10 protein-coding genes and 1 riboswitch are annotated in these 15657 nt (G+C 47.4%); of the genes, 3 read left to right on the top strand and 7 right to left on the bottom strand.

The genetic code is table 11. The features are described from left to right. Positions 1-13: 13 nt before the first annotated feature. The 5 genes from pdxY to cmoM all read right to left on the bottom strand — a co-directional run bounded on the left by pdxY (position 14) and on the right by cmoM (position 8327). Entirely contained in the window at positions 14-868 is an 855-nt protein-coding gene (gene pdxY / locus J4N45_RS05830; RefSeq protein WP_252014056.1) for a pyridoxal kinase PdxY, read from the bottom strand. Between the two features lie 167 nt (positions 869-1035). Next, the gene (gene mukB, locus J4N45_RS05825) at positions 1036-5484 is read right to left on the bottom strand and encodes a chromosome partition protein MukB (protein WP_252014055.1); all 4449 of its coding nucleotides are present in this window, start codon (positions 5482-5484) and stop codon (positions 1036-1038) included. Further along, a complete protein-coding gene (gene mukE / locus J4N45_RS05820; protein ID WP_252014054.1) occupies positions 5481-6215 on the bottom strand; it encodes a chromosome partition protein MukE in 735 nt (244 codons plus the stop codon). The genes mukB and mukE overlap by 4 nt, the downstream gene beginning before the upstream one ends. After that, entirely contained in the window at positions 6196-7533 is a 1338-nt protein-coding gene (mukF, locus tag J4N45_RS05815; protein WP_252014052.1) for a chromosome partition protein MukF, read from the bottom strand. The genes mukE and mukF overlap by 20 nt, the downstream gene beginning before the upstream one ends. An 11-nt stretch (positions 7534-7544) precedes the next feature. Continuing rightward, positions 7545-8327: a tRNA uridine 5-oxyacetic acid(34) methyltransferase CmoM gene (gene cmoM / locus J4N45_RS05810; RefSeq protein WP_234494097.1), complete on the bottom strand. Its 783-nt coding sequence runs from the start codon at positions 8325-8327 to the stop codon at positions 7545-7547. A 114-nt stretch (positions 8328-8441) separates the two neighbouring features. On the opposite strand from cmoM, the gene elyC reads away from it, so the two are divergent. Continuing rightward, positions 8442-9371, top strand: coding sequence for an envelope biogenesis factor ElyC (elyC, locus tag J4N45_RS05805; RefSeq protein ID WP_252014051.1), 930 nt, complete (start codon positions 8442-8444; stop codon positions 9369-9371). Positions 9372-9440: 69 nt separating this feature from the next. On the opposite strand, the gene J4N45_RS05800 is transcribed toward elyC, so the two are convergent. Continuing rightward, positions 9441-12011, bottom strand: coding sequence for an Ig-like domain-containing protein (locus tag J4N45_RS05800; RefSeq protein ID WP_252014049.1), 2571 nt, complete (start codon positions 12009-12011; stop codon positions 9441-9443). Between the two features lie 274 nt (positions 12012-12285). Continuing rightward, on the bottom strand, positions 12286-12996 hold the full coding sequence (torR, locus tag J4N45_RS05795; protein WP_042474375.1) for a two-component system response regulator TorR: 711 nt from the start codon (positions 12994-12996) through the stop codon (positions 12286-12288). A gap of 281 nt (positions 12997-13277) precedes the next feature. Here torR and torD point away from each other — a divergent pair, with 281 nt between their 5' ends. Then, a complete protein-coding gene (gene torD / locus J4N45_RS05790) occupies positions 13278-13931 on the top strand; it encodes a molecular chaperone TorD (protein WP_252014047.1) in 654 nt (217 codons plus the stop codon). A 336-nt stretch (positions 13932-14267) separates the two neighbouring features. Then, a complete protein-coding gene (gene purR, locus J4N45_RS05785) occupies positions 14268-15272 on the top strand; it encodes an HTH-type transcriptional repressor PurR (protein WP_234494101.1) in 1005 nt (334 codons plus the stop codon). Between the two features lie 179 nt (positions 15273-15451). Further along, positions 15452-15540: riboswitch (cyclic di-GMP riboswitch) on the top strand. The last annotated feature ends 117 nt before the right edge of the window (positions 15541-15657 follow it).

Genomic DNA, 15657 nt, shown 5'->3' with positions numbered 1-15657 from the left:
ACAACGCCGGAATTCACACCCCTACAATGGGAAAACGCTCTGTTGGCTCCACCAACTCGTTCTGCGCCGCTATGGTTTGCAGCTCCCACTCATCTCTTCGCTGTGTTTCCTTAAGTACGGCATAGCTAGCATTATTGGCATGCTCAAATGCTTGCTCAGGTGACCAACCTTTTAAAAGTCCTGCAGTGAATAGCGCAGAAATCAGATCCCCTACTCCAACTGGCTGCTTAGCAAACTTAAGATGAGGACGCTGGGCAATAAAGCATCCCGATTTTGTTGCCAGCATCATGGTAAATTTGTCATCAGAAACACTATGTAGATGTTTTACCAACACCATTTTCGGTCCACGTGACAAAGCCTTTTTGCAGGCCACTACGGCACTTTCTAAGTCTGTGATTTCCATATTGGTAAACTGAGCCAACTCGAATTGATTAGGTACAATCACATCCGCGCTTGGCATTACATCATTGACCAAATATTCGGTCGTCCCCTGAGGGACGATGCAACCTTTCTCTGGGTCGCCCATAACGGGGTCACACACGTAGATCGCGTCAGGATTTTGAGTTTTGACTTGGCGCACCGCATCAAGAACTGCAAGACATTGATCCGCGCTTCCCTGATAACCCGACAGTAGCGCTTGGCAGTTTTTAAGCTGCTCGATATTGGCGATGCCTGAGATAAGCTCAGATATGTCATCTGCTGAAAAAGCCTTACCTTTCCAGCCTTGCTGATACTGTGTATGGTTCGAGAATTGAACCGTGTGAATAGGCCAAACCTCAAACCCCATTCGTTGCATTGGGAAAACGGCCGAACTGTTGCCTGCATGTCCGTATACGACATGAGACTGGATTGAGATGATACCTTTCATGAATGCTCCTCACAGCACGATAAGTTATTCTGATTACCCTTTAAATATGGGGTGGGTCTGACTCGCAGACAAGTTTCAGATTAAAAAGTAGTTGAGTACTACAGAATCAAAAAATCCGATATTGGAAACCAATATCGGATTTTGCTTAATGATTAAGAATTTGAGAACTAGACCGTTGCTTGTTCGACGAGCTGCTCAGCTTCTTCCAATCGCTTGTTCTCTCCAAAGCCTCGCAAACCAACCACGTGTACATGTTCATGGTCTTTAAATACCTTACGCACAAGCTTATAGGTGGTGCCTTTTTCTGGGCTGATATTCTCAGGTGCCGCAATCAATAACTGCATACCCTGGCGGTCACATAGCTCGAATAAGGTCGCGATCGACTTGGCATCCAGACGCGCAGCCTCATCGAGGAACAGTAGACGACATGGCAGAATGTCTTTGCTTCGCAGGCGGCGCGACTCTTCTTCCCAGCTCTGTACTACCATCAATAGAATTGACTGACCAGTACCGATCGCTTCACCTGTCGATAGCGCGCCAGATTCCGCTTGCAGCCAACCGTCAGAGCCACGGTTTACTTCAACGCTTAGCTCTAGGTAGTTACGATAATCAAGCAGCTCTTCGCCCAATACTTGTGGCGAGCGCTGACCCATATCGATATGCGGGTTGACGCGTTGGAATAACTTAGCCATCGCTTCCGAGAAGGTATAACGCGAAGTCTCAAACAAATCTTTATGCTCACCCGTTAGCGCCACCAGCAACTGCTCATGACTTTCACGGATCTTCACATTCAGACGAACGCCCTTAACCTGACCAAAGTGAATATTCGACAAGCCTTGGTTAAGCATACGAATACGGTTTTGCTCACGCTGAATCGTCTTCTTGATGATGCTCGACACCGACTCTGAGCTGATCGCAAGACGATTTTCACGTTGAGTGAGCTCTTCGGTTAGGCGTGCGAGCTCCACTTCCATCTCTTCAATCGCTTCGACCGGATCGTCCGTACGGATGATGTCTTGACGGATACGCTCACGAAGATGCTGGTAAACAGCGATGTAGAACAGAACCTTACGCTCTGGCTTCGAGGTATCTTCTGACTGACGCAGTGAATCGCGAAGATCTTCATTATCCGCCACAGCAAGACGCAATGCACCCAAAGACTTATCCGACATAGAGCGAAGCTCACCCGCGCTCATGTATGCTAGTTCGCGTTTATGAAGGCGACGTTCAACATCGTTCGCTTTCGCTAGACGAAGTACGCTACACCACCCCGCTTTCGCGGCAACCACATAGGTGCGCAGCTCAATGTATTCTTTCTGAACCTTCTTAAGACGCTTAGCCAGACCTTTCATCTCAAGCTCTGTCGACGTCATCGTCTTCTCATATTCAGACTTGCGAGTGCGAGAGGTTTGCAGTGCTAAGTGCAGCTCATCACGACGCTTTTCTGCACGCTCAAGTGCTGATTCATCAGGGACAATGCCGTACTCTTGAAGCTCGGCCTTGAACTCTTGAACTGTCTCTAGCTTAGCTTGATGCGAGCTCTTAAGTGACGCCAATACTTGGTTGTACTGGTTGGCTTGCTCTTGAACCTGCTTAAGTCCTTCACGAAGACGTGCGCGCGTTGCTTCCGCTTGCACCAATTTCGCTTTTAGCTGCTCGCTCAACTCACTGCTTTGGTTAAGCATGTCCATTGAATCAGCATAGGCAAAGTAAGGACGACGCTCAGCTAGATCCGCAACAGCAAAGATCTGTGCTTTGAGTGTTTGCAGTGCTTTATCGGCATTTTTGTATTGGCTCGTCAGTGCATCAAATTGCTCTGGATCGCTGTCTAGAACATTGACTACCGCAGCCAGTTTTTCTGCCGCCACGCCGTGCTGCTGAATGTAGCTCTTAGCACCGTTGAGATCTTCAATTTGAGATTGAAGCTCTTGATGGCGCTCAGCTAGAGTCTCATCAAATAGTACGTTAGCGCTAATCGATAGACGATCCAGTAAAGTCACGCACTGCTTAGATGTCGACAACTGCGCACTCGCTTGTTGCTCACGCTGTTTGTTGTCATTTAGCTCACGCGCTACCTGGCTGCGAAGCTCGCGTAAACGCGCCAGCTCCACTTCAGGGTCGGCTTCAAACGCCAACTGCATGTGCTCTGCTGCGAACGCGTTGAACGCTTGGTACAGGCGCTGCAGTTTTTGTGCATCAAACGCCGCTTTCGCATGTTTTTCTACCGTTTCTTCACGCTGTTCACGAAGCAGCTCTAAACGCTGTTCGCGTGCTGCGCGACCAAACAGAGGGATCTTAGGGAAGCGTGAGTAGCGCAATTGACGTTCATTAAGCTGAACGCAGACCGCGCCATCAAGCTCGTCGGCATCGAATGAGCTGTCATCAAAGGCATCGATGTCGCCTTCAATGATGTAAAGATCTTCTGGACAATCATCCAGCTCAACCAGCTTTTCTTTGATGCCGTCTAGGTTTGATACCACGATAGCATGACGTGCAGGACCATACATTGCACTAAAGTAAGGCGCATCATCGATGGTGATATCGTCATAAATTTCAGACAGCAGAACGCCGCCAAGCGTATCGGCAAGACCTTTTAAGCGTGGGTCGTTTGAACCACCAGGAGAGGCTAAACGCTCAATCTCTAGCTCGAGTTCTTCACGGCGCTTCGCCAGCGAGTCGCGTTCGAAAGAGGTCTTACGCTCATTATCGTTCGTCGCTTGCATTGAACTGATCACATCCGCGCGATCCACCAGCTCCATGCCACTTTGTTCACGAAGATCTTCGAGTGCATTAAAAGATTTGATCCACTTCGGCGCGTAGCTCTCTAGCTTACTGATCTCAGACACAAACTCTTGTTCGCGCTGCTTGATTTCGCCAGATGCCTCACGAAGAGCTTCAAGCTGCTGCTCGCACTCAAGGACGCGTTCACGTTGGCTCTCCGCTTCTATTTCAAGATCTGCTTCGCTATCCACACGGATACCGGCATCACTAAGCTCACTTGCCAATTTCTGCGCTTGCTGTTGACGCTCAATGTTTTTCTCGAGCTCACGATACTGAGCGCGAAGCTGAGATTCGTTTTTCAGTAGCTGACGATGCTCGTCCGCTTGCTTGATTGCCGCTTTCGCTACTTGGCTCGCTTCACTGCGCGCAACATCACCGGCAATCTGCTTGACCAACGATAACGCTTGCTCAAACTGCTGCGCCGCGGCCGATGACATATCAAGGCGGTGTTTCAGCTCAAGAAGTTCGGTTGTGCTTTGTGATTCTTGCGATTTTAGTTGGCTCAGCATTTCTGCCGCGCCATCTTGATTCAATGATTCGTTTTCAAGCAAGTTACGCGCTTTCTCAAGGGCTTGTACCGCTTGTTGATATTGCAGTGCACGCGTCTGCTGAACATCCAGAGCTTGCTGGTAATCAGCCAACTGAGTCTTGAGGCTATCCACCTCTTCTTCCGCGAATGTCGCTTGCTCTTCAGCGGCAAGCTTACGCTCACTCGCTTCTTCCACAACCATCATCTGCTCTTCAAGACGCTCGTTTAGCTCTTCAAGGTCTTCTTGGTAGCGTTCAATCTTTTCTTGCTGACGCAGCGCGTTTTGTACCAATAATAAGTGGTCTTGTGCCGCTTGATGGTCTTGCTCTAGACCTGATTCATTCTCAACCAACAGCGTCAGTTCTTGCTGAACTTTGTTAAGCAGTTCGTTTTGCGCGATAAGTGTTTGACGAGAACCAAACAGCTCGCCACGAAGCTTCATCGTTGTTTCAAGCTTGTTGCGGCGTTCGTTAGCATGGCGCATGTAGTCCGCGGCTACATAATTGGTCGACTCGGTGATCAAGTGCTTAAATAGGTCACGGTCTGCTTGGGTGGTTTTGATAGCTTCTAGCGTTAGGCGGTTTTCGCGTAGCGCAGATTCCATGTCTTGGAACGCTTTCTTTACACCACCATTCTGTGGCAGAAGATAGTCACGAAGTGAACGAGTAATCGCGCTCGAGATACCACCGTAAAGCGACGCTTCAATCAGGCGATAGAACTTAGAGCGATCGCTGCTGTTACGCAGCTTCTTCGGCAATACGCCAAACTCGAACATCTGCGCATGATAATCAACGATCGAGTTGAAGGCTTTAAAATGGACGCCTTCCATTGCGCTGACCGACTCTTTTACTTCATTGATTTGACGTACGCGTGCATGGTTATCCGATACGGCTTCGATCAAAATATCAGTTGGTTTTACGCTGCTTGGTAAGCCTTGAATGATAAATGGCTTGATGTCCACTTTCTTATCACGACCCGCTACTTGTTGTAGCTTGACCACAAACAGAACGCGTTGGTTACGTGAGTTCACCACATCCAGCGCAGAGTAACAGGTACCTGGCTGAAGCTTACCGTACAAGCCTTTGTCGCGAGATGCTTGAGAGCTACCCGCTTCAGTAGTGTTTCTAAAGTGCAGCAGGCTTTGATCTGGAATCAGCGCTGTAATGAACGATGCCATGGTGGTAGATTTACCCGCACCATTACCACCAGAAAGCGTGGTGACGAGCGTGTCGATATCAAAAGTACGTGCAAAGAAGCCGTTCCAGTTGACCATCGTCATCGATTGATACTTACCTCTTTCAATCATGCGTCAGCCTCCTGTTGATTGTGCTCGGTGTCGTTGTCATTTGAGTCGCTGCTTTCATCGCTTGGGATCAAGCTGCCTTGCGATGGGGCTTGTGTGTGTACCACTGCTTCACCATCACGGATGAGACGAAGCTGCGCATCACGCATATCGTCACCCACGCGTACGTCAGCACCAAAGCGGAATACCGCTTCGCTGATGCGGAATTTGTCGGTATCACCAATGGAAATGGTCATACCTAAACGGCGCAAGCGACGCAGTGAAGTACGTACTTTTTCAAACAGCTTCTCTTTGTCTAGATCAGAACCCGTTGCACGGTTTGTCACAAGGCGCATCAGCTTCTTTTCGTCCGCAAGCGCGAGGATCTCTTCATAAAGCTCTTGGTTAGTAAAGATACCTTCATGGGCAAGACGCTCTGGGCTTAGGTATAGGAAACACAGCACCTTACCCACTAGCATGTCGAGCTCTGACAGCACGCTACGACCAATTAATGTCGTCGAGCGTGGACGTAGATAGAAAAAGCCTTCCGGTGCTTTCACCAACTCGGTGTTGTAGCGCTGATAGAAACTGGCCAGTTCAACCTCAAAATCACAAAGTAGTGCGTGATTATCGAGGTCTTCAGATGAAATGTGTCGACCCGCGCGCAGTGCACTATCCAATGCAGGGAATAGCGGGTTGGTGATCGCTTTTGCCAGTTTCTCTGGCATGTATTCGTCAATATTTGTCGATGACATTTGCTTGTACCTTTGCGCCAAAATCGTTGATAGCTTGCCAGTCTGGCTGAATAGCCGAGTAATCGGACTGGGAGTAACCCAGTCTCACAGCTTGGTCTACAACGATTCTTGCGAGATCGAAATGATGAGTATGTGGGTGTGACGCGAGGTAATCGCGCAGCACCAAGCCAAGATCGATTGGAGCGCCTTGTTCTTTATGACCTTTCAGCATGTCCCCAATTCGCTCAGCGAGCTCATCATTAACTTGTTCAAATTCTTCGTATTCCACTTCAAGTGGCACGGCACCGGTTACCTCATCGTTGCGAAGCACTAGGGCTTCATCACGAAGGTCGGTGAGTTTCTCAGCATCGGCATACGTGAGATACCAAGGAGAGTCAAAATAGTCTGTGACCGATTGGCGCAACCTTTGGCTGAAGGCGCGGTTTTGGTCCATATCAATCGCAGTACGGATAAACTTGTGCACGTGGCGGTCATAACCGATCCACAAATCAATCGCTTGTTGGCCCCAACTAATGATGCGGTCCAATTTCATCTGTAAACCAAACAAGGCTTCACCGACAAACTCAAGCTCATCATCACCATAAACAATTTCTTGGATGTCTAAGATCTGGGTTTGCAGCTCATCGCCCGCTGCTTGCAAAGTATCTTGCAGCTCTCGAAGCGTTGCTGAGGTTTCTGAAAGCAAAGTCTCACAGTTATTGATCGCATCGCGCCAATCTTTGTTAAGCAGCTCAGCGATCTGAAGTTTCACGGACTGCTGCTGCTCATCCATTACGCGCTGGTTAAGGTCGATCTGGTCGAAAATCTCACCAACGGAATATTTCAACACGCCAAATACGTTCTTGCGCCAATGGGCAACGGTCCCGCCTTCTTGCGCAGCTTCGATAGCTTTTGCCATCTCGCCTGCCACCATTGAAAGCTGGATAGAGAGTCGTAGTTTAGAGAATTCGCGATGTCTGACGTAGTAATCGGTGATACCGATGGCAAGAGGGCTGAGCCTGTAAATACTCGCCCCATCGTTGACTTCACTGGTAAAACGGCTCAATAAGCGCTGCTTGACCAGTTCATTAATCGCATTGTTCGCACGAAACGCGGTGGCTTCGCCCGTTTGCTCAAACTGCCCGGTGACGATCTTAAATGCATCATGCAACTCGCCCTCGCCCAGCTCTTCATCAAATCTTTCATTACTCAGCACCGCGATGGAGATGAGAAATGCCAACCGTTCAGTGGAAAGATTCAACGCAAAATCATGCTGTTTGACCCATCCGACTAGCTCGTCTATTGGTCGGTCATCAGCATTTAGAGTGTTATCACTCATGGTCTTTCCTGTTATTGTTTTTTCCTAGCCCATACATGTATGTATCGACCCATGGAGAGATAAGGCTCTTGGCGACACAGCTGTTGTTCAAGTTTCAGAACATCCTCCGCTGTGTAATCTCCCATGTATTGCATATTGCCAATGTAATCACTGAAAGAACGAATGCCAGATTTGCCACATATTTCAAACCCGGCTTCTTCAATCCACTGATACACGTCCTCTGGCTTCAACCCTTTCTGGGGCTGGAGCTTGAATCTTTTTCTATGTGGCATCCCATCTAACACGTGAGGAATGTTGCCACAAATGACGTTCTTAAATACCAATCCATGATGATTGTAAAACATGACAGAAGCGATACCGCCAGGTTTCACTTGCTGTAATACCGCCTCTAGCGCTGGTCTCGGTTCAGCCAGCCACTCCATCACCGCATGAAACAAGGTCAAGTCAACCTCTTGTTCCATATGCTCTGCAATATCTTGCACTGGACTGTGGATCCAGCGATATTGCGAGAGTAACCCGTTTTTTTCAACCTCTGCTTTAGCTAATTTCAGCATTTCAGAAGACAGGTCACATAAGGTGATATGGTGTCCACGCTCAGCGATGCGCTGTGAAACCTGACCTAATCCACCACCTGCATCTAATACTTTGAGTGTTTTTTTAGTATCATCCAGTTCGGCGAGAGCCTGGGTTAAATCTTCCCAAACAATGGTTTGGCGGATTTCACCCTTCTCTGAGCCGTAAATATTTTTTGCAAATTTGTGGGCGATATCGTCGAAATTACGGTCTTGCATCACGATTTATTGAGTTAAGATAACCAGTCGTACAGCTATTCTGTCATATAAGTGACAGGAATAAAGGGGCAACTCCCTTTTTTAGCGTTAAGTGGTGTTTTTTCGGACTATTATTCTATGTTTGAGCTGAAAAAGCTGGTGTCTGCATTACTAATGCCTTTGCCCGCTATGCTAATCCTAGGTTTCTTGGGATTGCTCCTTATTATGTTTACTACTAGGCGTAAGTTTGGAAGCCTGATGGTTCTCGTATCATTGTGTGGGACATTTCTTATCGCATTCCAGCCGCTTTCAAGTCGCCTGTTGATGCCATTAGAGCGTCAATACAGTGCCTTCTTACCCATAAATGAATCCATTGACTACGTTATGGTCCTTGGCGGCGGTCACGTTGTGGATGACGATATTCCGCCCACTTCTGAACTATCCCGTACTTCTCTCATGCGCCTAAGCGAGGGTATTCGTGTGATGCGCATGTATCCAGGTAGTAAGCTCATTTTATCGGGATATGCGGGCGGAACAGACGTAAGCCATGCTCGCGTAATGGCCAAAGTGGCACTGGCATTGGGCGTATCTAAGCCAGATATTATTTTACTAGAGTCTGCTAAAGACACGTGGGAAGAAGCAAGACAAGCGTCTGCCTTCGTGCAAAGTAAAAAAATGGTGCTGGTTACCTCCGCAAGCCATATGCAACGCGCTATGTACGAATTTGAAGCAGCAGGTCTTAAGCCATACCCTGCACCAACGAACTTCCTAGCCCAAGAAAATGTTGAACAAGCTTGGCAACGCTACGCACCGCAAGCTCGCTACCTTGAGCAAACAGAGCGCTACTGGCACGAGACCATGGGATTAGTTTGGCAGAGATTACGAGATTGGGTGGCAAACGAAAGCATTCGTGATTTGACATTTTCTGTATCTGAATTCGATCCTGAAAGTGTAGAACCTACGCAACTGGAACAAGATGAGTTAGAACAGCAGCTCGCGCCCCAGGAAACGCAGGATGACACTTCCGCTGTCTCTGAAGCAGATTCGACGATCTCAGGTGCCAGCTAAACCATCAGGTGACAACCAAACCCGGTTAAAAAAGACCTCATCATTGGATGAGGTCTTTTGCTATTGAGGCTAGTTGGCATTTAGCTGATTCAGCTTGGCTTTCAGTGGAACAGAGAAATTAAAGCCATCATGCTGATCCCAATTGATCGACCATGTCATCACTCCACCAAACTTTGGTGATGCTTGAGTAGGTACGATAGAGCCACAACGACTTAGGGAGATCATACAATCCAATGCGTCTTCGATGTTAGCAATCGGAGCCTGCCCCGAGTTCGCTGAGCTTGGACCTGAAGGTAATCCAATGGCGACTTGATCATCACGCAGTGGCATAAATCGACTGCCGTCAGCTAACTCAAATCCCTCAGTAAGCATACGTGATGCCGCCACCATCATATCCACAGAACCCTCTGGCGCAGCGCCCGTCGTATAAGGATTGGCCAGCCCACCATTGTTGTATAACTGCACATGCAAAAGATCTAAGGTATCGCGTAATTGATCGATAAGGGGAATGTAAGCGCCCCAAATGCCTGAGTAAGCGACCATTCCGCCTTGCACATACGGATGTTCCGGTGCCATGGTAAGGTACATGTCGCCGCCCGTATTCGCTTCGATTGCTTTTAGTGCACGTGGCAAGCGCGCTTGGATTTGACTGCCGTGGACGAGATTTGAGCCGCTTTCGTAATCAACATCCAATCCATCAAACCCCCACTCATTGATGATCTCGGACAAGCTCGAAACAAACGCTGTTTCATCCGTGTCTGTGTTCAGTGTGATCGTGCCTTCAGCGCCACCAAGCGACAGAACGATAATCTTACCTTCCGCTTGTAAGTCTTTGATGTCTTGTTTGAACTGAACGGGATCTATCGGAGCACAGCTCGAGTAGATGTCACCATTGTAGAGATTAAAATGCACCGTACCATTACTGTTACGATCATTGTCAGCAAAAGCAATGTCGATAATGTCCCAGTCTTTCGACATTTGGTTAAGTGGGATTGGACAGCCCGCACCATTGACAAAGTTGTGCCAGTAGCCGATGAGCTTATGTTTCGGTTGGACTACAGATTTTGCCGACACGCCAACGCTAGCAGACGTCACCGTATTCCCTTGCAGATCCGTGCTGATGACACTCAATTGATAGTTCCCTATGGTAGTTGGCGTCCAAGAGAACTGATACGGCGCCGTGGTGTCACCGTTGACCAAAAGACCATTAGCGTAGAGTTCAACCTTAGCCACCTCACTCTGCAGGGAGCTGACATTCGCATTCACAGTCACAGCTTTGCCAATCGCGACGACATCGCCAGAGGAAGGAGAGGTAATTGCAGCGACCATAGGTTGATCAGTCACTGATACCGTTGTGTTTAATTGATTGCTGTTACCTTCATTGTCAGTAGCAATGACCTTTAAATCTACAGAGGCCTGTCCCACTGCATTCCACGTCCATTGATAAGGTGATGCCGTCACTAAGCCTATTGACGTACCATTCACGAATGCCTCAGCATCGGCAACTGTTCCATCTAGATCCTCAATATTCGCAAGGATAGTGACATCACTTCCTAGCAGAACCGTTTCGCCTTCTACCGGCGAAATAAGTTCAATATTTGGTGCTGTCGCACAGGCACCCTGTCCACTCCAGGCATCTTGCCAGTACTGTCCAACGCCAGGCTCATAAGCCCATGCCGAGTCAGATGAACACCAGCCGCCAACAAGACATTGATAGAGCTCGCCATTGTTGACCACATTCTGCCCGGTTGCGTAGCTACTGCCAGCGATATAGGTTGTCGCACCTGAGCACTTACCTCCTGCCGACGCTATGGCTTCAACCGTGATAACTTGCGACTGGGACGTCGCGCCTTTATCGTCTGTCGCAACGGCTTGTATCGTATAGCTGCCCTCGGCAGTTGATATCCAATCCATGACCCAAGGAGCGACAGTCACAGACTTTTCTAGTGCACCATTGACTCTAAATTCAACCTTGCTAATGGTGCCATCCGAGTCTGAGGGCTCTGCGGTAAACTGGACACTATCTCCTACCGAAACTTGAGTCTTCGAACTGGTAAAGGTAACAACAGGTGGTTGATTAGATGCGTCTACGACTGAGAATGTCTGAGCCGATTGTGTAGACGCACCTTTATCATCAATGGCTGTGACTACCAGCTCATAATTGCCACTTTCCGTCAACCAAGTTACTTGGTAAGGAGCGCTCGACAACACTGCCAGTTGCGCCCCTTGCAGCTCAAATATCACCTCTCGAACTTCCCCATCACTGTCTTCAGCCAATGCAGAGAAGGTAACTTGGTTTCCTGAGGCTAACTGTGCGTTGGAGGCTGGAGAAGTAATCGTCACTGAGGGAGCAGCGTTTGTGCCACCAGCATCACAGGCCCCTATTAGTGACCATTCTTGATAAGGTTTGGAGTGGTTAACAGGGTTAGCGTTAAGGTTCCACCAGTTCGCTTGGTACGCCGATGATTGCCATTGAACTTGAGCGCCACCGTTGTAGCTTGTGCCGTCGTCCCAAATAGGCAAACTGTCACACTGTACTGCCAAGCTTGGTGCAGAAAACAGTAAACTCGAGGTAAGCATCAGCGACAAATTCACTGACCGTTTAAATATTGGAATAGAGCCTAATTGTAGCTTGGTCATGGAAAATCCTTTTGTTGAACCAAAGAATGTCGTTGCCAATCAATGCTGCCCAATCGAAGCAGTTCAACGGAAACGACGCCACTATCAAACTAGCTCAGGTTTATAGAGTCTTTTTCCGACTCAGAAAGCACCGACTTCTCACGCGAGTCAGTTAACAAAAATAGTTACAAGTTGCATATACAACGACCAGGTATCTCTACATTGCTCCCATAAAAAAGCTCCAGCTATCAAAGAGACAACTGGAGCATTTTCTATCACTACACGCTAGCCGACTTTAATCACCAGCAAACATGTAGCCCTCGCCATGGACAGTGATAAATATCTGTGGATTCTTTGGATCGGATTCCATCTTGGCACGCATGCGACGGATAAGAACATCAATGGTTCTATCGTTTGGCGCATCAACTCGATGACTGATCATATTGAGGATACGCTCACGGCTCAGAACTTGATTTGGATACGTTGAGAGTGCAACTAACAATTCATATTCAGCCTTGGTCAGTTTTACAGGGTCGCCATTATTCGTCAGTGAACGACGCTGCTTATCGAACGTCCATTCACCAAAGTGAACCACATGCTCGTTTTGCACTGACTCTTCAAGTACTGGCTGTTTGCGCGCTAGTGAAATACGCCACAATAGGTTTTTTACTCGCACTAACAGTTCGCGTAGCTCAAACGGCTTAGTGACATAGTCGTCTGCACCCATCTCAAGGCCAACAATACGGTCAATACTATCGGTGCGACCGGTCACCAAAATGATTCCAATGTCTGACTGACTTCTTAACTCTCTTGTCAGCATCAAACCATCTTCACCAGGGAGGTTAATATCTAACATAACGAGATCGATACTGGATTCTTCCAGCACCTGACGCATCGTCTGACCATCTTCAGCTTCGCTAACCAAGTAGCCTTCATTTTCGAAGTAGCCAGCCAGCTTACTGCGAGTGACTACGTCATCTTCTACAACCAAAACGTGATATTTCATCTGTGGTTTCTCAATCTTGTCATGACAGGGACATTCTATTCATAAACATTCACAATTCTAGTCTACATCCCCTCATAGGCATGGAAACCTTACTATTTTTTGATTCAAAACAACCAAAACGATTGCGTCTCATATGCAACGAATACTCGAGTCAACTTACCCTTAAAGCAATTAATTTTTGTCTTATTTTTTCATAAGTTAACTCAATTTTTCACACAACAAGTTATTGCTATTCATCTTTATTGGCTAAAATAGAGTTATCATTTTTGGAGATTATTCAAATGCAAGAAATCAAAGCATTTAATGAGCAACGCGCAGAAATCTATTGGTGGCTTTCAAGCCTATTCGCTGCGGAGCTCACTGATGATGAACTCAACAAATACCACAGCCCTGAAATTCGCTCTTTCTTATCTGGCTTAGGAGAAAACCCTTCCCTAAAAGAACCCATTCAGGTCTTTACAGAGTCCTTGAACCGCCTTCAAGTCAGAGAAGACGCCCAATTAGAGCTTTCTGCCGATTTTTGCGATCTCTTTTTAAAGTCGGACAAGCACGGCGCACTGCCTTATGCCTCTATGTATATTGGTAAGTCTGGTCTTTTAAATGATCAACCTGCACAAGATATGGCAGATCTTTTAGCTAAGCACAATGTAGCGGTGAATAAGGACTTAAATGAGCCAGCGGATCACCTCGCGATCGAGCTAGATTTCCTAGGCAACTTAATCATTCGCTCCAATGAGCTTGAAGCGGAGGCACATATGAACGATGCGCTGCACGAGCAAGCAGAGTTCATCAAGAACTACTTGATGACATGGCTACCTCAGTTTGTTGCGAAATGCCAAACTAACGACGAGTTTGGGTTTTATGCCGCTGCCGCTAAACTACTCGAAGCATTCTGCCAACTTGACTACACCTACCTAGAGGGTGAGCAAGACTAGCCAACCTAAAGCGCAAATCACTTGCATCACATCTGTGAGAATTAATTTGCGCTTTAGTTATAAATTTATTGGATAAGTCATTGCCAGCGCTCAAACCTAAGTCTACAATCCGCCGTTTAAATGCAAATGCCCTTGGCATTCAACGCGGACTTGTGTCCAAAAACACCTGTTGAAATCTACGCTCTGAGCTTTTTTCGCCGTGGCTTGCATGCAACTTTCGGTTTTCGCAGCCAAATACTATGTTTACAACAACATAGCGTTATATGTTTGCAAAGACCACTATACTTGAAGCGGTACCAACGTTAATTATCAAGCCGCGACTAATAGGATATCACTATGGCAACTATTAAAGATGTCGCCCGCCTTGCAGGCGTTTCAACGACCACAGTATCCCACGTTATTAATAAGACTCGCTTTGTTGCTGAAGCAACTCAAGAAAAAGTGATGGCGGCGGTCGACGAACTCAACTACGCACCAAGCGCCGTTGCACGTAGCTTAAAATGCAACTCAACAAAAACCATCGGTATGTTAGTGACTCAGTCAACTAACCTGTTCTTTTCAGAGGTTATCGATGGTGTTGAGAGCTACTGCTACCGCCAAGGCTACACGCTGATCCTATGTAACACTGGTGGCGTGTATGAAAAGCAACGCGATTACATTCGCATGCTGGCAGAGAAACGCGTGGATGGCATCCTCGTGATGTGCTCTGATCTTACCGAAGAGCTGCTAGAGATGCTTGATCGTCACGCCGACATTCCTAAAGTTATCATGGACTGGGGCCCAGAAAGCTCACAAGCGGACAAGATCATCGATAACTCTGAAGAAGGCGGTTATCTCGCAACGAAATTCCTGATCGAAAAAGGTCACACGGATATTGCTTGTCTAAGCGGTCACTTAGAAAAAGCTGTGTGCCAAGAGCGTATCATCGGTTACAAACGTGCCCTTGCAGAAGCAGGTATCGAGATGAAAGACGATCGTATTCTTGAAGGCAACTTCGAATGCGATACAGCGGTTATCGCAGCTAATCGTATTGCTGCAATGGAAGACCGACCTACCGCTATCTTCTGTTTCAACGACACCATGGCGTTTGGCCTGATGAGTCGCCTGCAGCAACTGGGTGTGCGCGTACCTGAGGACATCTCTGTCATTGGATACGATAATATTGAGCTGGCTGAGTACTTCTCGCCACCACTAACGACGGTTCACCAACCTAAACGACGTGTGGGCAAAAACGCGTTTGAGATTCTATTAGAACGAATCAAAGATAAAGGTCATGAAAAGCGCATTTTCGAAATGCACCCAGAGATTGTTGAACGAGACTCTGTCAAAAGCCTTACATAACGCTGACAAAAGTGCCTTTCTAGGCACTTTTTTTTGAACTTCATTCAAGTTTTCTTCTCTCGATTGTTAGTTTTTTACGCACCCTCAAGCACAAATAACCTACCATTATTTGAACCAATGTCACATTTTTGCCACTGAGTAATCATAGGCTTATGTCGTTTTCATTTATTCTAATGAAGTCACGCACAGGGCAAACCATCTGAAAGGGTGGGACGCAAAGCCTCCGGCCTAAACCAATTTTTAATTGATAGGTAGCGGGGTTGCCGATGGCAAGGGGAGAAGACTCAGTTATGGCATATGCCTAACAGAGCTCTGACACCTGATTGCTATACTCTCGGACCTGATTCTGGTGACACAATCAATAACACCGAGAAAAGAATAAAGC

It is taken from the genome of Vibrio sp. SCSIO 43140 (assembly GCF_023716585.1).
Lineage (GTDB): Bacteria > Pseudomonadota > Gammaproteobacteria > Enterobacterales > Vibrionaceae > Vibrio > Vibrio maritimus_B.
Note: the sequence above shows the minus strand (reverse complement) of the source record. Positions and strands in the feature narration are given on the sequence as shown.

What these genes read in the sequence shown, in the direction of transcription:
- elyC (WP_252014051.1), top strand. Translation starts at nt 8,442, where the DNA reads ATGTTTGAGCTGAAAAAGCTGGTGTCTGCATTACTAATGCCTTTGCCC.
- torD (WP_252014047.1), top strand. Translation starts at nt 13,278, where the DNA reads ATGCAAGAAATCAAAGCATTTAATGAGCAACGCGCAGAAATCTATTGG.
- mukB (WP_252014055.1), bottom strand. Translation starts at nt 5,484, where the DNA reads ATGATTGAAAGAGGTAAGTATCAATCGATGACGATGGTCAACTGGAAC.
- J4N45_RS05800 (WP_252014049.1), bottom strand. Translation starts at nt 12,011, where the DNA reads ATGACCAAGCTACAATTAGGCTCTATTCCAATATTTAAACGGTCAGTG.
- mukF (WP_252014052.1), bottom strand. Translation starts at nt 7,533, where the DNA reads ATGAGTGATAACACTCTAAATGCTGATGACCGACCAATAGACGAGCTA.
- purR (WP_234494101.1), top strand. Translation starts at nt 14,268, where the DNA reads ATGGCAACTATTAAAGATGTCGCCCGCCTTGCAGGCGTTTCAACGACC.
- mukE (WP_252014054.1), bottom strand. Translation starts at nt 6,215, where the DNA reads ATGTCATCGACAAATATTGACGAATACATGCCAGAGAAACTGGCAAAA.
- torR (WP_042474375.1), bottom strand. Translation starts at nt 12,996, where the DNA reads ATGAAATATCACGTTTTGGTTGTAGAAGATGACGTAGTCACTCGCAGT.
- pdxY (WP_252014056.1), bottom strand. Translation starts at nt 868, where the DNA reads ATGAAAGGTATCATCTCAATCCAGTCTCATGTCGTATACGGACATGCA.